Here is a 24,175-nt window from a genome sequence, read left to right on the forward strand (position 1 = left end):
CACCCAGAACGGGGAAGGAAAGCACATGGGCACCATGGACAGCGTCGTCGCGGCGCACGGCCCCGCTCTGCTCGCCTACGCCACCCGGCTCACCGGTGGGGACCGGCACGCCGCCGAGGACGTCGTGCAGGAGACCTGGCTGCGGGCGTGGCGGCACGTCGACCGGCTGACCGAGGACCGCGGCTCGGTGCGTGGCTGGCTCATGCGGGTGGCCCACAACATCGCGATCGACCAGCACCGCGGCCGCCGCGCCCGGCCGACCGAGGTCGAACTGCCGGAGCTGGACGTGCCCGGCACCCCGGTGATCCCGGCGCCGACCGACGAGGTGGAGACCCGCGTGGTGGTCGACGCCGTGCTGGACAACCTGTCCACCGAGCACCGCAGCACGCTGGTCGAGGTCTACTTCGCCGACCGCACCGCCCGCTCGGCGGCGTCCGTGCTCGGCGTGCCGGTGGGGACCGTGAAGAGCCGGGTCCACCACGCCCTCAACACCCTGCGCTGCGTGCTGCCCCAGCGCCGCCTCGAGGCCGCCTGACCCACGCGAAGACCGGCCGCTCCCCATAGGACCGACCGGCCTTCCCCCTGATCGTCTATGCGAACTCGCGCCCCATCATGAGATCCCCCTGATTTCTCGGCCATCCGACTCCTCCAGGAAATCAGAAGCCGACCGCCGCCGCCACTCCTTTACCTCGCGAGTCCCGCGTTCAGCCATAGCGAGTAGGTGGTTGGGTGGGCGGGCGGTTGGGCGCTGTGAGCGCTCCATAATGCGTCAGACGGCATGATAGGCTTTTGGGAACAGTAGTTTCGGAATTATCGGAAAATTTCGGAAATTGGACATTCGAGATATCTCAACGAGGAGATCTCGTGATGATCGGAAAACGAATCCTGAGCTGGTTGGGCGCTGCGCTGCTGGTCGTCGGGGTGCTGGTCGGGCAGGCGGCGCCGGCCTCGGCGGCCTCGCTCGTGGAGGTCACCAACTTCGGCACGAACCCCAGCGGGCTGCGCATGCACCTGTACGTGCCGGACGGCGCCCCGGCCAACCCGGCGATCCTGGTCGCCGTGCACTACTGCACGGGCACCGGGCCGGCGTTCTTCAGCGGCACGGACTTCGCTCGGCTGGCCGACCAGTACAAGTTCATCGTGATCTACCCGTCGGCGACCCGCAGCGGCCAGTGCTTCGACGTCTACACGAACGAGGCGCTGCACCGGGGCGGCGGCAGCGACCCGGTCGGCATCAAGTCCATGGTGGACTGGACCGTCCAGAACCGGGGCGGCGACCGGAACCGGGTCTACGTCACCGGCGCGTCCTCCGGCGCGATGATGACCAACGTCCTGCTGGGTGACTACCCGGACGTGTTCAAGGCGGGCGCGGCGTTCATGGGCGTGCCGGCCACGTGCTTCGCGACCACGCCACCCAACACGTGGAACAGCGACTGCGCCAACGGGAACGTCATCAGGACGGCACAGCAGTGGGGCGACGCCGCCCGTGCGATGGACCCCGGGTACAGCGGCTCGCGGCCACGCATGCAGCTGTGGCACGGCACCACCGACTCGACACTGCGCTATCCGAACTTCGGTGAGGAGGTGAAGCAGTGGACGAACGTGCTCGGCGTGAGCCAGACCCCGACCCAGACCGACACCCCGCAGTCCGGCTGGACGAGGACCCGCTACGGCGGCACCGGCACGATGGCCCCGGTCGAGGCGATCAGCGTCAGCGGCGTCGGGCACAACCTGCCGCTCTCCGGCCAGGCGGCGATGGCGATCGCGTTCTTCGGCCTGAACACGACCTCTCCCCCGCCGACGGACCCGCCGCCGACCGATCCCCCGCCCACCAGCGGCGCGTGCACCGTCGACTACACCGTGAGCCCGTGGAACACCGGGCTGACCGCGAACGTCAAGCTCACCAACGGCACCACGAGCGCGGTGAGCGGCTGGACGCTCAAGTTCACCCTGCCGAGCGGCCAGGCCATCACGAGCGGTTGGGGCGCCAGCTACTCGCCGTCGAGCGGCGCGGTGACCGCGTCGCCGGCCTCCTACAACACGACGATCAACGCGAACGGCTCGGTGAGTTTCGGCTTCCAGGCCACCCACACCGGTGACACGGCCGAACCGACCTCGTTCACCCTCAACAGCACGGCCTGCACGGTGGCCTGACGGCCATGACGGGCCCCGTCGAGAACGTCTCGACGGGGCCCCGGCGCTCCCGCTGGGTGCCAACGGTCACTCGGACGCGCCGTTGTCCCCTCAGCCGAGGTAGCTCGACAGGCACACCATGTCCGGCTCGAAGCCGAGTGACCGCCAGAACCGGTGGTCGGTCTCGGCGTCCGCGCAGGACAGGTAGCGGATGGTGTGCGCACCACGTTCCCGCAGCCACTCGATGGCGGCCACGGCGAGCGCGCTGCTGACTCCGTTGCCCCGCATCGGCGGCACGACGTACAGCGAGTCGATCAGGCCGTACTGCCCGGGCAGCAACCCGTCCTCGGCGTCCAGCCGACCGTTGACGAAACCGACGATGTCCCCGTCATACGCGACGAGGCAGAACGCGTCGCGGTGCCACGCGGACACGTCGAGCAGGCGCGAGAGGTCGCGCCGGCCGCGCTCGGTGAGCGGCCCGCCGTCCGGGACCTCGCGGCACATGCGGTCCCACAGGCGCCCGACGGCGTCACCCTCACCGTCGTGAATTCTTCTGATCTCCATGACTTCCTTTCCGTTGCCGAAGTTTCGCCGTCAGCACGGAAGGAAGGAGGAGCGCGAGGTCGTATCTAACGTCAACCGGGCATGGGACCCATGGTAGTCACTCACACGGCGGTGAGGAACTGATCCGGGCGCAGCGCGCGGGCCACGACGCGGGTGTCGCCGATCCAGCCGTAGAAGCCCTGGCCGAACCGCTCCGCGAACTGGGTCCCGCCGATCACGAACGGCTTGCCGAGCGTCGAGATGCCCTTCGACTCCTCCGCCGCGTTGCGGGTGATCTTCGAGCCGTCCACGTAGACGACCGTGTGGCGGCCGTCGTTCACCACCGCGACGTGGGTCCAGCGGCCGACGGGCAGCGCGTGGCTCCAGGACGTCGGGTCGGCGTCGCCGGGCACGGGGTACACGACGAACTGCAGGAACCGCTCCCCCGACAGGTTCAGGCTGCACGTCGGCTCGTCCGGGGACCAGCCGCTGTGCTTGCCGGCGTCGCCGGAACGCCCCTCCCAGCTGAGGATGCCCATCCACGCGTGCTCGCCGGCGAAGGGCTCCGGCAGCTTCAGGAACGTCTCGATCGTGTAGCCGGACTCGAACCTCGCGCTGTTGATCGCGGCGTCGGCACCGGTGCGCAGGATCGCGCCGCGGTCGGGGCCCTGGCCGCCGTCGAAGCGCAGGCTCGCGTGGGCGGGCTGCGCGTCGTGGTGGTCGGCCGACCAGGTGAGCACCTCCGGCGGGCCGCCGTGCAGGCGTTCCGCGACGAGGTCGTTGCCGTTCCCGGTCAGGTCGCGGGCCACCGCGCCGGCCGCGACCGGCGTGCCGTCCGGGCCCGGGGCACACCCGGCGGCGTCGAACCGCCAGTACGCCACGGTGCCGCGCGGCATGACCGCTCGCGGTGGGCGCGGGGCGGGCAGCACGGGTGGGGCGAAGCCGGCGAACCGCTCCCGGAAGTCGATCGCGATGCTGAACCGGTCGACGTCGCCGGTCAGCTCGACGGTCTCGGCCTCGAGCGGTGTGCGCGAGTGCTTGGCGAGGAGCCACGGCGACAGGGTCTGCACGTCGACCACGTCACGGGCCAGGTCGAACGCGTACAGCCGGACCATGCCGGCGCCGCCGTAGTAGCGGTCCTGGTAGTTCGTGATGTGAACGTGGACGTCGTGGCCGTGGTCGTTGCGCAGCGTCACCCGGCCCGGGGGCCAGTAGTGGCCGCCGAGCGCGAGGAAGATCTGGTCGTTGCCGCGGATCAGGCCGTCCCACAGGCGCTGCCCGTGGTCGGACAGCTGGGCGGTGCCGGCGTCGTCGGCCCAGGCGAGGTCGTGGGTGGTGACGATCGCGGGCAGGTGCGGGTGATCGCGCACGACGCCCTGGGCCCACCGGAGTCCGGTGTCGGACACCCGCCAGTCCATGGCGAGCAGCAGCCACTCCCGGTCGCCCGCGGTGAAGACGTGGTAGCTGTTGTAGCCGCCGGGCGACGAGCCGCGGTAGGTGGGCACGCGGGTGAAGCGCCGGGGGCCGAACGTGCGGAGGTACTGCGAGTCGCCGCGCTGGTCGTCGGTGCCGGAGTTGATGTCGTGGTTCCCGGCCAGCACGCTGTAGGGCATCGTGGGAGCGATGACACGGTCGGCCGTGCGCATCTCGGTCTCGGTGCCGTGCTCGGTGACGTCGCCGAGGTGGGCCATGAACACGACGCCGGACCTCGCGAGGTACCGCAACGTCTCCCGCACCGGCTCGTGGTCCGAACCACCCTCGTCGAGCAGGTACTGCGTGTCCGGCAGCACCGCGACGGTGAAACGCGGGGCCCTGGTGTCGGTCCGGGCGGCCGGCTCGGCGGCAACGGCCTCGGCGACCACGGTTCCGGACACGACGGCGGCGAGCGGGGCGCTGGCGGCGGCCCACAGCAGGTTACGACGGGAGACGTTGTCCACGGCGACAGCCTCGGCGCACTCGCTGGCGCGCCGGTGACCTGCGGTGGAACGGCGAGGGTCGGTCAGCCGAACAGGGATCACAGCGGCGCGAGCGGGCCGGGGTACGGGGCCGGGGAGACACAGCTGTCCAGGGACACGAGTGAGCACACCGCGGGCGGTTTGACCGGGGTGTAGCCGGCCGCGACGCCGTGGCCGGCGATCAGGGAGCGGTACGTGGCGACCGCGTCCGTGGGACGGCGGGTCAACGTCGGGTCGGTCCGGGCGTCCACCGTGTACAGACCGAAACGCGGCCGGTAGCTGCCCCACTCGTAGTTGTCCGTGATGCTCCAGTAGTTGTAGCCGATCACGTCGATGCCGTCGGCCTTCGCGCGCTGGATCCAGTACACGTGGTCGCGCAGGTGGTCCGACCGCGTGTAGCCGTCCGGCCGCGGCCGGCCGTTGTCGGTCGGCATGCCGTTCTCCACCACGTAGATCGGCAGCGACGGGAACTTCCTCGCGTAGTACCGCATCGCGTAGTAGATGCCGTCCGGCTGGGGGTCGATCCGCCAGAACTCGCCGCCCGCGCCGTGTACCGCGGACAGGTTGTCGAGGCTGGCGCCGTAGTAGTAGTCCAGGCCGAGGAAGTCGAGCTTGTCGCGCACGTGGTCGACGAAGGTGGCGTCCAGCGCCAGCTGCGCGCCGGCCGGCAGGTACGCGGCGTTGCTCGACACCATGGCGCCCGGGTCGAGCTGGTGGATCAGGTCGTAGGCGCGGCGGTGGACGTCGACGAGCCGGGACAGCATCCACGGCGCCTGCCACGCCTGGAGGCCGCCGTTGGCGATCTCGTTCTGCACGTAGATGGTCGGCTCGTTGACCGTGATCCAGATCGCGCCCTTGCCCTTGTACCGGTCGACCACCCGCCGCGCGTTGGCCAGCCAGTCGCCGACCGTCGCGTCGGCGTCCCAGCCGCCCTGGTCGGCGACCCAGCCGGGGTACACCCAGTGGTCCAGGGTGATCATGGGACGCATGCCGGCGGCGACGACGTGCGCGACGACATCGTCGTAGTAGGCCAGCTCCGCCTGGTCCACCACGCCCCTGCGCGGCTCGATCCGCGCCCACTCCACCCCGAACCGGAACACCTTGACGCCCAGGGCCTTCGCGTTGGCGATGTCCTCCGCGTAGCGGTGCCGGAAGTCCACCGCGTTCCCGTACGGGTCCTTGATGGACGAGGTGCCGGCCTGCTCGTAGCGCCGCCAGTTGCTGTCCGGCGCCGAACCCTCCGACTGGTACCCGGACGTCGCCACGCCCCACAGGAAACCGTCCGGCACGGCGGCGGCCGGGCCGACCGCCGCGACCACCCCCGCCAGCAGTGCGACCACGACTGCGAGGACTGAGCTGCGGCGCATGGATCCTCCCGGCTCGGGGACCCTCGATGCTACTCGCGAGTAGGTAAGAAGGCCAGCGTCGGGCAGCGGACCGTGATGGCCAGGCCGCCGGTGGGCAGGGGGCGGGCGTCGAGTGTCGCGTCGTGGGCGGTGGTTATCGCGGTGACTATGGGCAGGCCGAGGCCCAGGCCGTCGCGGGTGGTGCGGTCGGGGGCAAGGCGGGCGAAGGGCTGGAACAGGTGCGCCAACTGCTCCTGCGCGATCACCGGGCCGGTGTTGGTCACGGTCAGCGTCGCCATCCCGGCGCTGGTGCCGGTCGCCACCTCGACCGTGCCGCCCGTCCTGTTGTGCCGGATGGCGTTGTCGACGAGGTTGGCCACGAGCCGCTCGGTCAGGCGGGCGTCGCCGCGCATGGTGGCCGGCGCCAGGTCGGTGTCCACCCGCACCGTCCTGGCGCTCGCCTCCTCGCGGCGGGCCTCGACCACCGCGTCCGTGATCGCCCGCAGGTCAAGGGACTCTCGCCGGTCCAGGCCGCGTTCGCCGCGTGCGAGGGTCAGCAGGGCCTCGATCAGCCTCTCCTGCTGCTCCCCCGCCGCCAGCGCCCGTCGGCACACCGCCCGCAGGCTCGCGGCGGTCGGGGCCGGGTCGGCCAGCGCGACCTCCAGCAGCGTTCGCTGCCGTGCCAGCGGGGTGCGCAGCTCGTGCGACGCGTTCGACACGAACTGGCGTTGGGCGTCGAACGCCGCCTCCAGCCGGGCGAGCAGGCCGTCGATCGTGTCGCCCAGCTCCTTCATCTCGTCCTGCTGACCGGTCATCGCGAGGCGCTGGTGCAGGTCGCTCGCCGAGATGCGCCTCGTGGTCGCGGTGATCGTCCGAAGTGGACGGAGGACGCGGCCGGCCACCAGCCAGCCGAGGCCGACGGACGCGACGGTCATGATCGCCAGCGCGGCGCCGGACCGGAGGAACAGCCGGCGCAGCGTCTCCGCCTGCTGCGCCGCCATCAGGTCGCGTGCCCGCTCGGCGCACGCGGTGAACTCGCCGTCCGTGACGACCGGGCCGTCCGGCTGTGCGCAGATCCGCATGATCCCGTCGCCCTCCGGCGCGTCGCGCAGCTGGACCACCGGAAAACCGCCCGCCACCAGCAGGTAGGTGATGAGCAGCAGTGCGGCGCCGGAGAGCAGGAATAGTCCACTGTAGACGAACGTGAGCCGCCAGCGGACGGTCCGGCGGGTCATGTCCCGATCCGGTAACCGGCCTGTGGCACGGTCTCGATCAGCGGCGGTGACCCCAGCTTGCGGCGCAGGCGGCTGACCGTCACCTTCACCGCGGTGGTGAACGGGTCGGCCATCTGGTCCCACACCCGTTCCAGCAGCTCCTCGGCCGGCACGATCCGGCCCTGTGCGGCCAGCAGCAGCTCCAGCACGCCGAACTCCTTCGGCCCGAGCTCCAGTGGCAGGCCGTCCCGGCTCGCGAACCGGCGGGCCGGGTCCAGCACGAGACCCGCGTGGGCGAGCACCGGCGGCAGGGCGGGCTGCGCGCGCCGGAACAACGCACGAAGCCGTGCGACCAGCTCGGCGAACGCGAACGGCTTCGGCAGGTAGTCGTCGGCGCCGAGACCGAGACCGTCCACCCGGTCCTCGATGGTCGCGGCGGCGGTCAGCATCAGCACCCGGCCACGGCACCCGCCGGCGACCAGCCGCGCGCACACGTCGTCGCCGTGCCGGCCCGGCAGGTCCCGGTCGAGCACGATCACGTCGTAGTCGCTGACCTGCGCCAGTTCGAGCCCGGTCACGCCGTCGAACACGACGTCCACGGCCATGCTTTCCCGCCGCAACCCGACCCCGATCGCCTCGGCCAGCTCGGCGTCGTCCTCGATCACCAGTACCCGCACGCGCGCCAGCGTGCCGGAGGAGACGTTGCGTCGCGGTTACACCACCGGTGTCACCTCGGTGCAACCCACGGGCGCGTACCTCTACCGGCATGAACCAACCACCATCCCGGCGGGCGGTGCTCGGCATGCTCGGCGCCGCACCGGTCGCCGCCGCCGGTCTACTGTCCACCTCGAACACCGCGCACGCCGGTCCCGCCAATCCCGCCGATCCCGTGCACGCCGATCCCGCGCTGGCCACGCGTATCCGGGAGATCATCGACGGGTCCGAGTTCGCCGGCGCGCGCTGGGGCATGCGGTTCCAACCGCACGGCGCCGACACGCCGCTCCACACACTAAACCCCGACGACCAGTTCGTCCCCGCGTCGGCGGTCAAGGTGCTCATCGCCGGGTCGGCGTTCGCGGCGCTCGGGGCGGACCACCGCTTCCGCACCCGGGTCCACCGAACCGGTCCGGTACGCCACGGCGTGCTCGACGGCGACCTCGTCCTCGTGGCCGGCGGCGACCTCGTGCTCGGCCCCCGGCTGCGACCACACGGACAGGTCGCCGTGCCCTACCCGGACCACACCTACGGCAGCGCCACCGACCTCATTCACGGCGACCCGCTCCAGCAGCTGCGTGCGCTCGCCGGGCAGGTGCGGTGCCGGGGCATCCGGCGGGTCGAGGGCCGGATCGTCGTGGACGCGTCGCTGTTCCGCGAGGGGCGGGAGGACATCGCCAACGGCAACGACCCGATTCCCGTGTCGCCCATGATGCTCAACGACAACGTCGTCGACGTCGTGGTGACGCCCGGCCCGGCGGCGGGCACGCCTGCCGAGCTGCGGATCTCGCCCCGGACCTCGTACGTGAGCGTGCAGGGTGACGTGACCACGATTCCCGCCGGTCAGGCGCCACGGCCGCTGACGTTCACCCGAACCGCCACGAACCCGGACGGCAGCCACACCGTGCGGCTCACCGGGGACGTCGTGGCCGGCGGGCAACCGGTGGTGCGCCCGTACTACGTGCCCGACCCGGCGCGCTTCACCGAGGTCGCGTTCGCACAGGCACTCGACGACGCCGGCATCGGCGTCGTGGGCGCGCCGACGACGCCGGCGGCCCGGCACCTCGTGGCCGAGCACGTCTCGCCCGCGCTGGCGGAGCTGTCCAAGGTCATGCTCAAGCTCAGCTCCAACGTCCACACCGTCTACTTCCCCTACCTCGTCGGCGCGGTCGCCGGCCACGACCCCGTCACCGCCAAGGCGACCGGCGTCGGCCTCCAGCGGGCGCTGTTCGCGCAGGCGGGCCTCGATCCCGCCGAGTCGGACGACGGTGCCTACTCGCCGAACTTCTTCGTCCAGTTCCTGGATCACCTGGTTCGACAGCCGTACTTCGACGCGTACTACCGGGCTCTGCCGATCCTCGGCCGCGACGGCACGCTCGCGGACGTCACGCCCGACTCCCCGGCCGCCGGACACGTGTACGCCAAGACCGGCACCGGAGGCACCGGCACGAAGCTCTACAAGGCGATGGCCGGCTACCTCTTCCTGCCGGACGGCCGGCCGGTGGTGTTCGCGGAGTTCCTGGACCGGAACGTCGGCTCGCTCGCGGAGGCCATGGCACTGCAGGCCCGCGCCGGCGAGCTACAGGCCGAGATCGTCACCGCCGTCCACGAATCACTGACCAGGTAAGGGGATCCAGCATGTCCACCACCCGAAGGACGGCCCTCGGCGTGTTCGGCGCCGCCGGACTGCTCGCCACCGGCGCCGCCACCGGCACCGCCTCGGCCACCCGCACCGGCGGGTCCGTGCCGAGGGATCTCCTGCCCGGCGGGCAGTTCGACCGGTTCGTCGCGGACCGCGCGGCGGCCGACCAGTTCTCCGGCACCGTCCTGCTGGCCCGCCACGGCCGGCCGGTGCTGGCCAGGTCACACGGCCTGGCCAACCGCGACGAGAACGTGCCCATCGGCACCGACACCCGCATCGACCTCGCGTCGATCACGAAGAGCCTCACGGCCGTGGCGCTCGCACAGCTCGTGCAGCAGGGTGCCGTGGCCTGCCACCTACCGTTCGGCACGTACCTCGACGGGTATCCGGCCGAGGTGGCACAGGCGACCGTGCACCAGCTGCTCACCCACACCGCGGGCGCCGGCCGGCCGGGCCTGACCAACCAGCGGCCGGCCGACGAGGACTCGTGGGACAGCGTCGACGAGGTGTGGCAGGGGATGTCGGCCTACCTGCGCACGCTGCCGTCGCGGTTCACGCCCGGCAGCCGGTTCAGCTACAGCAACGACGGCTACTTCGTGCTCGGCGAGATCGTCGCCACGGTGTCCGGGCTGTCCTTCTACGACTACGTGCGCCGGCACGTCTTCGCGCCGGCCGGCATGTCCACCTCGGACTTCTTCACCAGGCCCCGGATCCGGGCGGACGGCGGCATCGCCCGCGCCTACGCGACCCAGCCCGGCGGCGGTCGCGCCGACGCCACCGGGCTGCCGTACTTCCCGTACGTGGGCGGGCCGTTCACCGGTGCGTTCTGCACCGCGGCGGACCTGCTCCGCTTCGCCACCGCACTGCACGGCGGCCGGCTGCTCAACCGCGCGTACACGGCCGTGGCGACGAGCGGCAAGCAGGCCACCGGCCCGGACGCCCCGCAGTTCTACGGCTACGGCCAGGTCGAGACGATCATCGGCGAGCACCGCATCGTGGGCCACACCGGCAGCGGTCCCGGCCGGGCGAACAACATCGACGTGTTCCCGGACTCGGGCTGGGTGGCCATCGTGCTGAGCAACTACGACACGACCGTCCGCCCGATCGTGGACCTCGCCCGGCAGCTGATCACGCGGGGGTGACTGGGCACCCGACCGGTCAGCCGGCTACCTGGACCAACGCGTGGGCGCCGTTGGTGCGCCACGGTTCGCCGCTGGACTCGAGGTCCGCCAGCACGTCCGCGGGCACGCCGACCACGACGTCCGACTTGAGCGTGCGCAGGGCCACCACCGGGCCGGGGAAGTACGCCGTGACCGTCTCGAACGGGGTGCCGGGCGGCCACGCGCGGTCGCCGACGAGGCGGCGGTAGTTCAGGTCGCCCTTCATGATCGTGACCGAGGCGGTCGCGAAGTCCTCCGCCAGATCCGCCGGCATGTCGTGGTAGGACAACGGCGCCACCGAGAACGGGTGCGCGCCGACGACCAGGGCACCGTCCCGGACTGCCTGCCAGAGCCGCTCTCCCGCCGGTCCGTCTCTCAGGCGGCGCAGGCACGCCAGCACGTCGGCCATCGTCGCGTCGGAGGTGAAGTACGGGTATGCCTTGACGTGCAACAGGATCCGGTCGGCGCCCGCGGCCAGCAGGTGGTCGGCGAGCAGCAGGTCCGGCACCAGCTCACGGCCCGAGTTGTCGGCGACGAGGCAGACGGTGCCGGTGAGGAGCGGCCACATCGCCGCGCTGTCGTCGACCACCAGCGCCGACGCACGACCGCCCCGGGTCTGTAGCTGGAACCCGAGATCGGCCTGGTTTCCCCACAGTGCCGCGGTCAGCAGCGCGTCCCGGCCGGGGCGGTCGCCGAGCATGTCCAGCTCGTCCGCCAGCTCCCGGCCGCGTAGCTCGGCGGACTTGGCCGGCTCGAACGGGTCGATGCCGTGCCACGGCCCCGGCCGGAAGTAGGCGACCGCCTCCAGCAGCTTGCGGTAGAAGAAGCTCTCCGCCCACAGGAACGGCACGTCGTACCAGGACTCGCCGAGGTGGTCCCGGCCCCACTCCGCCCAGAGCGCGAAGTCGTGCGCGTCCTCGGGAAGGGGGCGGATGGCGCCGGTGATCTCCTCGGCCAGCTCGTCCAGCGCCCGCAGGCGATCGGGCGAGTACGGCAGACCAGCACGCACCTTGGCGATGAGCTTCGGGTGGCGATCATGCAGGACGCTCCACGGGAACGAACCCGGCGGGCTGGTCAGCACGGAGTTGGGCACGCCAGAGTCTCACACATCCCGATCACGGGCGCCCGACACGTTCGTGACGGTGGCCACGTCGCGAACGGCACGTTGCGGTCACCCAACGACCCGAATGGCACGTTCGCGGCACGAAACACGCTCCTCTCACCGCAGGGTGAAAGGGCCAATATGTCGGAGTCACCATTGAGGCATTGCTCGAACCTGGCATCCTGATAAACCGCGCGGTTACTTACTGGGGAGGAGCATGCGGATGGTCGAGGCTCCCGCCGACGGCGTGATCCATTTGGCAGACGTCGGTCAGGTCCAGGTGTCGGTCGTCAGAACGTCCAAGCCGTGGCTGCTTGACATCGACACAATCGTGCTCTCGGTTGGCTCGACGCTCGGAGAACTCGGCCACGCGGTGAGCGACCAGTATCCGGAGCTGAACTGGGACTCGATTGACTACGAGAGGATCTGGCCCCAGCGACCGGTCATGTTGGACCTCGATGCCAGCGGCAGACATGGCGGTCACCTCCGGCGCGCAATCCTGGCGACATCGCATCCTGACCCCGCCAGACCAGTCACACTGGAGACCATTAGGGAGGCCACGCAGGTGGCCGTCGAATTCGCCAACCGGCGGGGTTGCAGAAAATTGGGGCTGCCACTGCTGGGCACTGGCATGCTGGGGTTCAATCCGCTGGATGTGGCAAAGATAGTCTGCGACGAGACCGTCGTGGCGCGTCTTCGTGCCGCCACGGCGCTGCGGGAGGTCGTGTTCGTCTGCAAGGACAGCAGGACTGAAATGGCGATCCGAACCGCATGGCAGGACGCTGTCGCCGGCGCCGGCGCCGTGACCATCGGCGCTGTCGTCGCGTCGGAACCGATCTACTCGGATGACCTCGCGGGTGGGTTCGACAGTGACCGGGTTGATCCGAACGTGGGGATACCCCTGTCCGATGATCGGCTCGGGCTTGGGCCGTACGTGTCCATGCTGGCCACGGTGATCGCCGACCGGGCGACGCCGCTGCCGCTGTCGGTGGGAGTCTTCGGCGAGTGGGGTGCGGGCAAGAGTTACTTCATGGGCCTGCTGCGCCAGCGGATCGACGACCTCGCTGGTGCCGGGCCCTACTGCGGCTCGATCACACAGATCGGGTTCAACGCCTGGCACTACGCGGACAGCAACCTGTGGGCAAGCCTTGGTGACGAGATATTCCGCCAACTCGCTGGCCCTGGACCTGACGTCGCGCACGATCGCCGCCGCCTGCGTGACGAGCTAAGCCAGGTGCTCAGCCAGCGCGAGGTCCTGAAGGTCGCGACCGAACACGCCGAGGCCGAGGTCGCCGACCTACGCGCCCGTGTGGACGAGGCTGCCCGCCATCACGCGACCAGCATCCGAGACCTCCTGGACTCGCCGGCATTTCGGGACGAGATCAGCGGCATCTGGCGCCGCCTAGGCATCAATGACGAGGTAGAGCAGGGAAAGCTGTTCGTGGAGCAGCTGCACGGCATCCTCGACGAAGCCGATGTCTTGCGGCGCTCGCCGTGGGCTCGTCGGGCCAGGACAGCGGCCGCGGCGACCGCGGTCCTCGTCGCCGTGGGACTGGCCGTGGCTTTGCTTGCACCGCAGCTGCGCATTTGGCTGGCCACGGTCGGCAGCGGCCTGCTCGCTACCGTCTTCGTCACGAGTTTCACGGTCATGGGTGTGATCAGGTCTGGGCTGCGCAAGCTTCGCCGAATCGCAGATGAGGTGATCACGGCCCCGCCGAAGCTGCTCGAGGGGCTGCGACGGGCGGAGGCGGAGCAGCAGGTGGCGCAGGCCCAGCTGGACGAAGTGGTGTCCCGAGTTGGCGAGCTGGGCCGACAGTTGGCTGAGCTAAGCCCGGGCCAGCGGCTGTACTCATTCCTCGCCGACCGGGCGCGCGGCGACGCCTACACCGGCAACCTCGGCCTGATCTCGACCATACGCAAGGACTTTGAGCAGCTGATCCGGCTGCTCAAGGAATGGCGGACCCGCCCGACCCCGGAACACCCGCCGATCGACCGGATCGTGCTCTACATCGACGACCTCGACCGTTGCGACCCGGAGCAGGTGGTCGAGGTGCTGCAGGCCGTCCACCTGCTGCTCGCCCTGGACCTGTTCGTCGTGGTGGTCGGCGTGGACCCGCGCTGGCTTACGCGCTCGGTCGGCTCGCACTACCGTCAGCTGCTCGACGAGCGCCCCGGCGCGGACGGACAGGCCACCCCGACGGACTATCTGGAGAAGATCTTCAACCTTCCTCTGGTCCTGCCCCGGATGTCGCCTGACTCGCTGCGTGATCTGCTGCGCTCAATGGCCGGCGATCAGAGGCGCGCTTCCTTGGCATCGCCAGCTCAGCACGAACCCGATGACCTACCCCTCCCGTTGTCCCCTGCTCAAACGTTCCATATGGACATCGAGGAAAAGTCTGAAGTAGACATTCAGGACGCGGGGCAGCCGGAAATTCCCAGACCGCTGACAGATCACGAACTCGCCCTGCTGGCAGCGTTGGCGCCGCTCATCGAGACGCCGCGCGCCGCCAAACGGCTGATGAACCAGTATCGGATGGTACGCGCCACCCGTGACCTGTCCGACGCCTCCCGCTTTCTCGGCACCGTCGACGAGCCCGGCGAGCACGAAGCAGTCGCACTACTACTCGGTCTGCTGACCGCGCAGGCCCCCCTGTTCGGCCGACTGCTGGACACTGAACCCGACGACCGGCGTAAGGGAGGCCTCATGCGCTCCCTGGTACGCACCTCGTGGGGCGAATTCGTCAACGATCTTGAACCGACCCGCGCCGATGACGGATGGCGGAACCTGGTGCACGGCAGTCTCGACGAGACCGAGGCCGCCGCCTGCACCCGTATGCACACCGCGCTGACCCGAATGAGACCGGTCCTCCGTCTCAACGACATCACCGTGTTCCGATCCTGGGCGCCACGCATCCAGCGATTCTGTTACGTGCTGCCGCACGAATAGGGCCAATCAGTGAGACCCGCGCGGAGCTGAGCGCCGACCAGTTGGTCGCCGAGCGGTGTGCGCCGGTAGAGGACTGCCCGGCCGTCGCGGTGGGAGGTCAGGATTCCCGTGGCCTGCAACGACTTCAGGTGCACGTTCAGGGTCGGCGCGGCGAGCTCCAGCTGTGCGGCCAGCTGTGTCGTGGACATCGGCAGGTCCAGCAACGCCAGGATGGTCGCCCGCGTGCGGCCCAGCACGGCCGCCAGCGGCGACCGGTGCGCGCCGGGCGCCGGCTCCCACAGTCTGCCCAGCCCGCGCGGCGAGTACGTCAGGCTGGGCAGCGGATCCGCCGTGCTCACCCACACGTCCGGCCACGCGAACGCGCACGGCACCAGCATCAGCCCGCGCTCACGGAGCCGCGCGCGGCCCTCGTAGTACTTCACGACCGTCAGGAGGTCGCCACGCATCGACACCGACGGGTGCAGGGTGCGGAACAGCTGCGCCACCCCGCCCGCCGCCAGCTCGTCCAGCCGGTGGGCGAGGTCGGCCTGTAGCAACGCGTGCACGCGCGGCCAGTGCGGCTCGACCGCCTGCCGCCAGTACCGGGCCAGCTCGGCCGCGATCCGCGACACCGCGCGCTCGGGGTCCGCGAGCAGGTCCCGCATCAGCGCGGCGCGCCGGGCGCGGCCGGGGCCCCGCTGCGCGACCCGGTGCTGGGCGAGGTGCGCCAGCTCCCCGGCCACCACGTCGGTCGCGGTGCCGGTGATCTGGGCCAGGCTCGACTCCATCGTCGCCGTCCGGCCGGGCGGGGTCGGGACGAGGAAGTCGGGGAGGTAGCCGGCCGGGCGGACCAGGGACGTCAGCAGCTCCATGTCCACGCCGTCGAGCCGCGGCCCGACGGCGGCGAGCCACGGCCCGTGCAGGCCGTTGCGCCGCCCGGCCGTCAGCGCGCGCAGGCTGCTCACCGTCTCCGCGACGGGTGAGAACGCGAACCGGATCCGGCGGTAGTCCTCCGGTGTGAACTCCAGCTCGATCACGGGTCCGAGATTAGTTCCATGCCTAATCGTCGACCAGTGGACGGGCTCGCTGCGAGGGTTCGGGCCATGAGCGACGAGCTGCTGGCGGCCTACGAACGGTTGCACGACGCCGGGCCCGAGTTCGGCGGGGACGAGGAGGGCAACCACGGGCTCACCAACCACGGGCCGATGGCGGCCGAGGTGATGGTGCGGCGTGGGCTCGACATCAGGCTGGACGTGTGGCTCGACCGCTACGTCGGGCGGCTGGCCGAGCTGCCGCGGCCGGACGAGCGGATCACCGACTGGCGCTCGGCACTCGGCGATGCGCGGCGGATCGCCGACTGGACCGCCTTCTTCCGCGCGGAGGTCCGCGACCGGCCGTGGCGGGAGACCCTCGCGACGTGGTGGCCGCGGCTGCTCCCGGGCATCGCCGCCGGCTCGACCCACGGCGTCATCCGGGTCGGGCACGCCGTGCGCGCGTTGACGACGACGACCGCCGGGCAGGCACTGGACGAGCTGGCCAACGGGCTCGCGTTCTGGGCCGCGCGCTCGCGTGTCCTGCCCGGCGGACACGGGCGCGGCGGCCTCTCCCCCGCGGCGGCGCTCGACGCGTTGCCGGCGCTGCCCGACCGGACCGGGTACATCGCGCATCGCCTCGCGCGGTTGGGCCGGCTGCCCGGGTGGCCGGGCGCGGTGGCGTCGCTGGACGTGCCGGCGGACCCGGACGGCGTGCCGGCCGTGCTCGGCGCGCTCGTGGACGCGGCGACCGTCCGGTACCCGCGGGCCGGCCGGGGCTCGCCGGTGCTGCTCGTGCACACGGCGACCGCGCCGAACGCCGTGCTGCACTGCCTTCCCGTGCTGCCGAGGGAACTGTGGCGACCGAGCCTCACCGCGGCGTGGACCGCGGCGGCCGCGATCACGGTCACCTACGCCGGCCCGCCGGCCCGGCCGAGGGCGTTGCCGGCGGCCGGCGACCCGGTGGGCGCCCTGCTCGACCGCGTGGCCGACCACCAGGACGAGCACGTGCTCAAGTTCGCCGACACGGCCGTGGAGTCCTACGAACGCACCGGCGACGAGGACGCCCTCGCGGCCGCGCATCTGGCGGCCGACCTGATCGCGTCACCCACGCGCTGACGAGCACGGGCCGACGCCCGCGCCGGGCTGGTGGGCGGCGGCCCGCCGGTCCGCTCGGCCGCGGTTCGATCAGCTCCGCTGCGGCCGGCGGCGTCGGGTCGAACGCGAATCCGGCCAGCGGCAAGCGGTTGGCGGCAACCGGATCGACCGCCACCGCCGGTTCGGCCAGCGCCCGAAACGGTGCACGGCCAGCGGCTGCCGTTCAGTGAACCGCGATCTGCCAAGCCGCTCCGTCAGCGAACGCGAATCCGGCCAGCGGCAAGCGGTTGGCGGCAACTCGATCGACCGCCACCGCCGGTTCGGCCGGCGCCCGAAACGGTACGCGGCCAGCGGCTGCCCTTCATCGAACCGCGATCCGGCAGGCCGATCCGTCAGCGGCGGTCCGAATGGCCGAGGTCGCGGGCCGGCGCGATGCGGTCGCGCACCAGTTGCTTCAGCTCCGCCATCTCCGGGAAGCCGCCGCGCTCCTTGCGTGACCACACCGGCTCGTCGCCGAGGCGGACGTCGAAGACGCCGCCCGTGCCCGGGATCAGCGCGATCTCGCCCAGATCTGTGGTAAATGTGGTCAGCAGCTCCTGCGCGGTCCAGCCCGCACGCAACAGCCACCGACACTGCGTGCAGTACTCGATCTCCAGCCGTGGCTCCCTGACCGTCACGCGTCTCAGTATGACGATGCACCCGACTGGACCAATCTGTGCAATTCACACACTAGAAGTGCGAAATTTCTTGACAGCCGGAACCGGTTCCAGTAAAGATCCGATGTAAGGTGCTCGCCTCCCCCGCATGGATCGATCAAGGACAACGGCCGTCCCAAGGAGATCCGATGACTTGCTGGCAACTGTCCTTCGCGACGCTCGAGGCAGCGTTCCTCGCCGTGGGACTCGTGGACGTCACCGCCGAGAACGCCGGCGCCCAGCCCGGTTCGATCTGATCACCCACTAGGAGAATCATGACGCACAAAGGAGTGCGGCGGCGCTCCCTGCTCGTCGCGGCCACCATGGTGACGGCCATGGCGGTGGCGACGCCCGCCGCACAGGCCGGTTCGGTCATCCCGCCAGGCGACTACCAACAGGTGTCACTGGCCAGCGGGTCGGCCGAGCTGGGCGAGCCGATGTCGCTCGCCGTCCTCCCCAACCGGTCGGTCGTCCACACGGCCCGGGACGGCACGGTCCGGGTGACCGACGCGGCCGGCAACACCAAGGTCGCCGGCAGGCTCAACGTCTACACCCACGACGAGGAGGGCCTGCAAGGCGTCGCCGTGGACCCCGGTTTCGCCACGAACCGGTACGTCTGGCTGTACTACTCGCCGCGTCTGTCCACACCGGACGGTGACGCGCCGACCGAGGGCACACAGACCGACTGGGACCGCTGGAAGGGCGAGCTGCACCTGTCCCGCTTCACGCTGAACAGCGACGACACGCTGAACCTCGGCAGCGAGAAGGTCGTGCTGGCGGTGCAGAACGACCGCGGCCAGTGCTGTCACGTCGGCGGCGACATCGACTTCGACGCCGCGGGGAACCTCTACCTGACGACGGGTGATGACACCAACCCGTTCCAGTCCGACAGCTACACGCCGATCGACGAGCGCACGAACCGCAACCCGCAGTTCGACGCGCAACGCAGCGCGGGCAACACGAACGACCTGCGCGGCAAGCTGTTGCGGATCCACCCGCAGGCCGACGGCACGTACACGATCCCGTCCGGCAACCTGTTCGCACCCGGCACGGCCGGCACGCGGCCCGAGATCTACGGGATGGGCTTCCGCAACCCGTTCCGGATGAGCGTGGACAAGGCGACCGGCATCGTCTACCTCGGCGACTACGGGCCGGACGCGGGTGCCACGAACGCGAACCGCGGCCCCGGTGGGCAGGTCGAGTTCAACCGCATCACCGCGCCGGGCAACTTCGGCTGGCCGTACTGCACCGGCACGAACACCTCGACCGAGACCTACAACGACTTCACGTTCCCCAGTGGCCCGTCCGGCGCGAAGTTCGACTGCGCCACCGGGCCGACGAACAACTCCTTCCGCAACACCGGCCAGCAGAAGCTGCCCGCACCGAAGGCCGCGTGGATCAGGTACGGCGGCGACGCCGGCACCCCGCCGGAGTTCGGCGGCGGCTCGGAGTCGCCGATGGGCGGCCCGGTCTACCGGTACGACGCGAACCTGAGCTCGAACGTCAAGTTCCCGCAGTCGCTGTCCGGCCGGTTCTTCGCCGGCGAGTACGGGCGCCAGTGGATCAAGGCGATCGAGGTGACGAGCAGCGGCGGCGTCGGCGACATCGGCGCGTTCCCGTGGACCGGCACGCAGGTCATGGACATGGCGTTCGGGCCGGACGGCGCGCTGTACGTCCTCGACTACGGCACCGGGGCCAACAACGCGGCCCTGTGGCGCGTCGAGTACATCGGCGGCACCAACCGCAACCCGGTGGCCAAGGCGGCCGGCACGCCGACGTCCGGCCAGGCCCCGCTGAACGTGACGTTCTCCTCGGCCGGCAGCGCCGACCCCGAGGGCGGCGCGCTGACCTACCGCTGGACCTTCGGCGACGGCGGCACGTCCACGGCGGCCAACCCGACCCACAACTACACCGCCAACGGCAACTACACGGCGACGCTCACGGTCACCGACCCGCAGGGCCTGACCGGTTCGGCGAACGTGCTGATCTCGGTCGGCAACACCGCGCCCACGGTGAACCTGACGACCCCGGCGAACGGCCAGCTGTTCTCCTTCGGCGACACGGTGCCGTTCCAGGTGAGCGTCTCCGATCCGGAGGACGGCACGATCGACTGCAACCGGGTGAAGGTCACCTACCTGCTCGGGCACGACCAGCACCAGCACCAGATCACGCAGAAGACCGGCTGCTCCGGCTCGATCGCGGTGCCGGTCGACGGTGAGCACGACCCGTCCGCGAACGTGTTCGGCGTCTTCGACGCGGAGTACACCGACAACGGCGGGCTCACCTCGCACACCCAGCGGATCCTGCAGCCGCGACACCGTCAGGCCGAGCACTTCGGCGCACAGCAGGGCATCCAGGCCGCGTCGCACGCCGGCGCCGAGGGCGGCCAGACGGTCGGCTTCACCGACGACGGCGACTGGATCTCGTTCAACCCGTACGCGCTGGGCAACGTCACGTCGATCACCGCACGCGTGTCGTCGGCCGGTCCGGGCGGGACGGTCGAGGTGCGCGCCGGGTCGGCGACCGGCACCCTGCTCGGCTCGGTGGCGGTGTCGCCGACCGGCAGCTGGGACACGTTCGCGAACGTCTCGGCGAACCTGACCGCCGGCCCGTCGGGCACCACCACGCTGTACCTGGTGTTCAAGGGTGTCACCGGCCAGGGCAACCTGTTCGACGTCGACGCCGTCACGTTCGGCACGAGCGGCGGGTCATCGTCCACTGTGGAGGGTGAAGCCTTCACGTCGCAGTCCGGTGTGCAGTCGGCGGGGCACGCCGGCGCGAGCGGCGGATTCACGTTGGGGTATATCGAAAACGGCGACTGGGCGGGATACTCGGGGGTGAACACCGCAGGAGCGCGGGCGTTCTCCGCCAGGATCTCTTCCGCGGGCGCGGGCGGCACGATCCAGATCCGGTCGGGCTCGGCGACCGGAACGCTGCTCGGCTCGGTCGCGGTGCCGGTCACCGGCGGCTGGGAAACGTTCCAGACCGTCACCACCACGCTGACCGGCACCGCGAGCGGTCCGCTGTTCCTGGTGTTCACCGGCGGCGCTGGCTCGCTGTTCGACATCGACACGTTCACCATCTCGAGCTGAGAGGGCCGTTATGAGCATGGACATCTCCCGTCGCGCGGTGCTGCGCGGCATCGGTGCCCTCGGCATCGGCGCGGGCGGCCTGGCGGCGTTCCCGTCCGTGGCGGCCGCCGCGCCGCTGACGAAGGTCCTGGTGTTCTCGAAGACCGCCGGGTTCCGGCACGACTCGATCCCCGCGGGCATCGCGGCGATCCGGCAGTTGGGCGGCCAGAACGGGTTCGCGGTCGACGCGACCGAGGACGCCGGCGCGTTCACCACGTCGAACCTGGCGCAGTACCAGGTGGTCATCTGGCTCTCGACCACCGGTGACGTGCTGAACGCCACGCAGCAGACGGCGTTCGAGTCGTACGTGAACGGCGGCGGCGGTTACGTCGGCGTGCACGCGGCGGCGGACACGGAGTACGACTGGGCCTGGTACGGCGGCTGCTGCGGCGCCTACTTCCTGTCCCACCCCGCACAGCAGCAGGCATCGGTGATCGTCGAGGACCGGACGAGCGACGCGACCGCGCATCTGCCGGCGACGTGGAGCCGGTTCGACGAGTGGTACAACTACCGCGCCAACCCACGCGGTTCAGTGAGCGTGCTCATGCGCCTGGACGAGTCGACCTACAGCGGCGGGACCATGGGCGACCACCCGATCACGTGGTGGCACGACGTCGGCAGCGGGCGGGCCTGGTACACCGGCCTCGGCCACACCATCGAGTCCTACTCCGACCCGCTGTACACCCGCATGCTGTTGGGCGGCATCCGGATCGCGGCCAGGGCGACCACGACCCAGCCACCGACCGAGGTCGAGCTGGCGCGGGGCCGTCCGGTCACGGTGTCCAGCGTCGAGTCCGGCACGTACGCCGGCGCCAACGCGGTGGACGGGAACACCGGCACCCGGTGGAGCAGCGCGTTCTCCGATCCACAGTGGATCAGCGTCGACCTCGGCGCGGTGCACCACATCAGCCGCGTCCGGCTGAGCTGGGAGGCCGCGTACGGGCGTGCGTACCGGATCGAGACGTCGAGCGACAACTCGACCTGGGGGTCGGTGTTCACGACGACGACGGGCGACGGCGGCACCGACGACATCGCGGTGAGCGCCGACGCGCGGTACGTCCGGGTGACCGGCACCCAGCGCGGCACGCAGTGGGGCTACTCGCTGTGGGAGCTGTCCGTGCTCGGCACCTGACCTCTACCGCGGGCATGACCCGCATCGGCAACCAGGGTGAACGTGGGCCCTGGTCACGGCCGCGCGCGCTCGCACAGCAGGTGCTGGGCACGTGGTTCGCCTCGCTGGTACGCCAGTAGGGCGACACGCCTGACACGCCACGGCGGAGCGGATACGCTTCGTCCGAGGGGTGATGAGCTGTGAGGCACATTTCCTGGGGCCCCCTCCTGCGGCGACAAGCATCGATCCTGTCGCCGCGTCGATGGGCACTCTGGTCGGTGGCCAGGCGGAGGTGGGTCGGCTTCGCGCTGGTCTGCGAAACCGCGGCCGTCGGCGTGACCGTCACGAGCCTGGCCGTCGATCCGGTACGCGTTCTCGACCTCGTCTGGTTCGCGGCGCTGCTGGCGATGGGGCTCGCACAGGCGGAGATGTGGCGCCAGATCGAGCGCACGCGCCGGTGGATGGGCGGGCAGACCCACATCAACGTCACGTCGATCTGGTGCCTGGCGGGATGCGTGCTGCTCTCCCCGGGCTGGGCCGCACTGCTCGCCGCCGCGCTCTACGCCCATCTGTGGATCCGGGTCTGGCGGCACGTCAACGTCCGCCCGGCACACCGCATCGTGGCGAGCGCCGCCTGGTTCATGCTGGCCGGCTGGGCCGCGGCGGTCATGCTGAGCGCCACCGGCCTCGACAGCCTCACGACCGCGACGCCCGGTCCCCTGCACGACACCGCGGTGGTCGTGGCCGCGGCACTCGTCTTCGAGCTCGTCAACCTGGCCGGCGTCGCCACCAGCATCTACCTGTACATCGAGCGCCCCTCGCTCGCCGACCTCTTCGGCACCCGGGCTGACAACGCGCTCGAGGTCGTGACCCTGTGCCTCGGTGGGCTCGTCGCCACCACCCTGGTCCACCAACCCGCGCTGGTGCTGGTGACGTACCCGCCGCTGGTCCTCCTGCACCGGCAGGTCCTGATCAAGCACCTCGGGGTCGCGGTCGCCACCGACGAGAAGACCGGCGTGTTCAACAACGGCGCCTGGCAGCTCATCGCCGAGCGCGAGCTCGACCGGGCGAGGCGGTCCGCGAGCACCTTCGCCGTCTTCATGGTCGACATCGACCACTTCAAGCGGGTCAACGACACCTACGGACATCTCACCGGCGACGCCGTGCTCGGTGCCGTCGCCTCGACGATCAGCCTCAGCCTCCGCGACGCGGACTCCGTCGGCCGCTTCGGCGGCGAGGAGTTCGTCGTCCTCCTGCCCGACATCGCGCCGGCCGACGTCGACGAGATCGCCGAACGCGTCCGCCACGCCGTCACGCAGCTCGCCGTCCCCATCCGCGACGACACCGTCGAGGACCTCTCCGTCTCGGTCGGCACCGCCGTGTACCCGTATTCGGGCACCGTGCTCGACGGTTTGGTCGACGCCGCCGACGCGGCGCTTCTCCAGGCCAAGCGCACCGGCCGGAACCGCGTCGCCCACGCCGATGGTGCACGCCTCATCCAGGGGTAGGCCGAACGACGCAGTTCCCGAGCGGAATTCGGCCCAACCACGACACCTCCCACCGCCGCGCCGAACGCGACGGCCGTGCCACCGTCACCCGAGCCGACGCCGCACCCCTCACCCGGGGGTAGGCCGAACGACGCAATTCCCAAGCGGAATTCGGCCTAACCGCAACGCTTTCCCGCGTCACTCGCGCGCGGGAAACAAGTGTTGCGTATTGTCACCGGCCTGCGGCGGACTGTTTGTTCGCCACCGCCCCCGAAGCTACGGTTGCGCTGGGACTGGGGCGCGGGTGCGAGGCAAGGGTGGAGGAACTTCGTGAAAGCGGACCGGGTCACATTCCGCGCCGTTTTCGCCGTACGCGAATTCCGGGCGATGTGGGCGGCCGAGGGGTTGTCCCAGGCCGGCGATCAGCTGGCCCGCGTCGCGCTCGCCGTGCTGGTGTACCACCGCACGTCCTCCGCGGCACTCGCCGGACTGACCTACGCGCTCACGCTGGCCCCCTCGTTCCTCGGCGGGGTGTTCCTGTCCGGCCTCGCCGACCGGTTCCCGCGCCGGACGGTCATGGTCGTCGCCGACCTGGTGCGGGCGGCGCTGATCGCGCTGGTCGCGCTGCCCGGGATGCCGTTCTGGGTGCTGTGCGTGCTGGTCGGGCTGGTGTCGTTCGCGCAGGCGCCCTTCAAGGCCGCCCAGCTGGCACTGCTGCCGGACGTGCTGGAGGGCGACAAGTACGTCGTCGGCATGGGTATCCGCACCATCACCATGCAGACCGCGCAGATGCTCGGGTTCGCCGGCGGCGGCGCGCTGCTGGGGTGGCTCAGCCCCTCGACCGCGCTGGTGCTGGACGCGGCCACGTTCGTCGCCTCGGCGTTGTT

At 70.8% G+C, this 24,175-nt stretch carries 18 protein-coding genes; 10 read left to right on the forward strand and 8 right to left on the reverse strand.

Annotated elements, in window-relative coordinates; genetic code table 11:
* The first annotated feature begins 25 nt into the window (after positions 1–25).
* Together VET29_RS03730 and VET29_RS03735 are read left to right on the forward strand one after the other, a co-directional pair.
* Entirely contained in the window at positions 26–535 is a 510-nt protein-coding gene (locus VET29_RS03730) for a sigma-70 family RNA polymerase sigma factor (RefSeq protein WP_324914666.1), read from the forward strand.
* Between the two features lie 332 nt (positions 536–867).
* The gene (locus VET29_RS03735) at positions 868–2,154 is read left to right on the forward strand and encodes a PHB depolymerase family esterase (RefSeq protein ID WP_324914668.1); all 1,287 of its coding nucleotides are present in this window, start codon (positions 868–870) and stop codon (positions 2,152–2,154) included.
* A gap of 90 nt (positions 2,155–2,244) precedes the next feature.
* Here VET29_RS03735 and VET29_RS03740 read toward each other — a convergent pair whose 3' ends face one another.
* The 5 genes from VET29_RS03740 to VET29_RS03760 all read right to left on the reverse strand — a co-directional run bounded on the left by VET29_RS03740 (position 2,245) and on the right by VET29_RS03760 (position 7,868).
* The gene (locus tag VET29_RS03740) at positions 2,245–2,697 is read right to left on the reverse strand and encodes a GNAT family N-acetyltransferase (RefSeq protein ID WP_324914670.1); all 453 of its coding nucleotides are present in this window, start codon (positions 2,695–2,697) and stop codon (positions 2,245–2,247) included.
* A 101-nt stretch (positions 2,698–2,798) separates the two neighbouring features.
* Positions 2,799–4,613 carry a LamG-like jellyroll fold domain-containing protein gene (locus tag VET29_RS03745; RefSeq protein ID WP_324914673.1) on the reverse strand — a complete coding sequence of 605 codons (1,815 nt, stop codon included), beginning with the start codon at positions 4,611–4,613 and terminating at the stop codon, positions 2,799–2,801.
* A 77-nt stretch (positions 4,614–4,690) separates the two neighbouring features.
* Positions 4,691–5,998, reverse strand: a complete 1,308-nt coding sequence (locus tag VET29_RS03750; protein ID WP_324914675.1) for a glycoside hydrolase family 1 protein — start codon at positions 5,996–5,998, stop codon at positions 4,691–4,693.
* Between the two features lie 29 nt (positions 5,999–6,027).
* On the reverse strand, positions 6,028–7,212 hold the full coding sequence (locus tag VET29_RS03755) for a HAMP domain-containing sensor histidine kinase (protein WP_324914680.1): 1,185 nt from the start codon (positions 7,210–7,212) through the stop codon (positions 6,028–6,030).
* Complete coding sequence (locus VET29_RS03760; protein WP_324914686.1) at positions 7,209–7,868, reverse strand: response regulator transcription factor; 660 nt, start codon at positions 7,866–7,868, stop codon at positions 7,209–7,211. The genes VET29_RS03755 and VET29_RS03760 overlap by 4 nt, the downstream gene beginning before the upstream one ends.
* An 89-nt stretch (positions 7,869–7,957) precedes the next feature.
* Here VET29_RS03760 and dacB point away from each other — a divergent pair, with 89 nt between their 5' ends.
* Both dacB and VET29_RS03770 read left to right on the forward strand, forming a co-directional pair.
* Positions 7,958–9,532: a D-alanyl-D-alanine carboxypeptidase/D-alanyl-D-alanine endopeptidase gene (gene dacB / locus VET29_RS03765; protein WP_324914691.1), complete on the forward strand. Its 1,575-nt coding sequence runs from the start codon at positions 7,958–7,960 to the stop codon at positions 9,530–9,532.
* A gap of 11 nt (positions 9,533–9,543) precedes the next feature.
* Positions 9,544–10,689, forward strand: a complete 1,146-nt coding sequence (locus VET29_RS03770) for a serine hydrolase domain-containing protein (RefSeq protein WP_324914694.1) — start codon at positions 9,544–9,546, stop codon at positions 10,687–10,689.
* Between the two features lie 16 nt (positions 10,690–10,705).
* Here the strand turns inward: VET29_RS03770 and VET29_RS03775 are convergent, their stop codons facing one another.
* Positions 10,706–11,800 carry a damage-control phosphatase ARMT1 family protein gene (locus VET29_RS03775; RefSeq protein ID WP_324914696.1) on the reverse strand — a complete coding sequence of 365 codons (1,095 nt, stop codon included), beginning with the start codon at positions 11,798–11,800 and terminating at the stop codon, positions 10,706–10,708.
* A gap of 226 nt (positions 11,801–12,026) precedes the next feature.
* Here VET29_RS03775 and VET29_RS03780 point away from each other — a divergent pair, with 226 nt between their 5' ends.
* On the forward strand, positions 12,027–14,756 hold the full coding sequence (locus VET29_RS03780; RefSeq protein ID WP_324914698.1) for a P-loop NTPase fold protein: 2,730 nt from the start codon (positions 12,027–12,029) through the stop codon (positions 14,754–14,756).
* On the opposite strand, the gene VET29_RS03785 is transcribed toward VET29_RS03780, so the two are convergent.
* Entirely contained in the window at positions 14,735–15,772 is a 1,038-nt protein-coding gene (locus tag VET29_RS03785) for a DUF5937 family protein (RefSeq protein WP_324914700.1), read from the reverse strand. The two genes, VET29_RS03780 and VET29_RS03785, sit on opposite strands and share 22 nt — an antisense overlap.
* 66 nt (positions 15,773–15,838) lie before the next feature.
* On the opposite strand from VET29_RS03785, the gene VET29_RS03790 reads away from it, so the two are divergent.
* On the forward strand, positions 15,839–16,885 hold the full coding sequence (locus VET29_RS03790; protein WP_324914704.1) for a hypothetical protein: 1,047 nt from the start codon (positions 15,839–15,841) through the stop codon (positions 16,883–16,885).
* Positions 16,886–17,256: 371 nt separating this feature from the next.
* Here VET29_RS03790 and VET29_RS03795 read toward each other — a convergent pair whose 3' ends face one another.
* Entirely contained in the window at positions 17,257–17,541 is a 285-nt protein-coding gene (locus VET29_RS03795; RefSeq protein ID WP_324914706.1) for a SelT/SelW/SelH family protein, read from the reverse strand.
* Positions 17,542–17,834: 293 nt separating this feature from the next.
* Between VET29_RS03795 and VET29_RS03800 the strand changes: the two genes are divergently transcribed.
* The 4 genes from VET29_RS03800 to VET29_RS03820 form a co-directional block, all read left to right on the forward strand.
* A complete protein-coding gene (locus VET29_RS03800; protein ID WP_324914708.1) occupies positions 17,835–20,651 on the forward strand; it encodes a carbohydrate-binding protein in 2,817 nt (938 codons plus the stop codon).
* A 16-nt stretch (positions 20,652–20,667) separates the two neighbouring features.
* A complete protein-coding gene (locus tag VET29_RS44030) occupies positions 20,668–21,822 on the forward strand; it encodes a ThuA domain-containing protein (RefSeq protein WP_414636441.1) in 1,155 nt (384 codons plus the stop codon).
* A 257-nt stretch (positions 21,823–22,079) separates the two neighbouring features.
* Complete coding sequence (locus VET29_RS03815; protein ID WP_324914710.1) at positions 22,080–23,309, forward strand: GGDEF domain-containing protein; 1,230 nt, start codon at positions 22,080–22,082, stop codon at positions 23,307–23,309.
* Positions 23,310–23,675: 366 nt separating this feature from the next.
* The coding region (locus VET29_RS03820; protein WP_324914714.1) for an MFS transporter at positions 23,676–24,175 on the forward strand (500 nt) is incomplete at its 3' end.

The sequence above is a fragment of the Actinophytocola sp. genome, from assembly GCF_035634895.1.
In the GTDB taxonomy this organism is placed as follows: domain Bacteria; phylum Actinomycetota; class Actinomycetes; order Mycobacteriales; family Pseudonocardiaceae; genus Actinophytocola.

Coding starts and splice junctions, on each gene's coding strand:
- VET29_RS03730 (WP_324914666.1), top strand. CDS start 26: ATGGGCACCATGGACAGCGTCGTCGCGGCGCACGGCCCCGCTCTGCTC.
- VET29_RS03735 (WP_324914668.1), top strand. CDS start 868: ATGATCGGAAAACGAATCCTGAGCTGGTTGGGCGCTGCGCTGCTGGTC.
- VET29_RS03740 (WP_324914670.1), bottom strand. CDS start 2,697: ATGGAGATCAGAAGAATTCACGACGGTGAGGGTGACGCCGTCGGGCGC.
- VET29_RS03750 (WP_324914675.1), bottom strand. CDS start 5,998: ATGCGCCGCAGCTCAGTCCTCGCAGTCGTGGTCGCACTGCTGGCGGGG.
- VET29_RS03755 (WP_324914680.1), bottom strand. CDS start 7,212: ATGACCCGCCGGACCGTCCGCTGGCGGCTCACGTTCGTCTACAGTGGA.
- dacB (WP_324914691.1), top strand. CDS start 7,958: ATGAACCAACCACCATCCCGGCGGGCGGTGCTCGGCATGCTCGGCGCC.
- VET29_RS03770 (WP_324914694.1), top strand. CDS start 9,544: ATGTCCACCACCCGAAGGACGGCCCTCGGCGTGTTCGGCGCCGCCGGA.
- VET29_RS03780 (WP_324914698.1), top strand. CDS start 12,027: ATGCGGATGGTCGAGGCTCCCGCCGACGGCGTGATCCATTTGGCAGAC.
- VET29_RS03790 (WP_324914704.1), top strand. CDS start 15,839: ATGAGCGACGAGCTGCTGGCGGCCTACGAACGGTTGCACGACGCCGGG.
- VET29_RS03800 (WP_324914708.1), top strand. CDS start 17,835: ATGACGCACAAAGGAGTGCGGCGGCGCTCCCTGCTCGTCGCGGCCACC.
- VET29_RS44030 (WP_414636441.1), top strand. CDS start 20,668: ATGGACATCTCCCGTCGCGCGGTGCTGCGCGGCATCGGTGCCCTCGGC.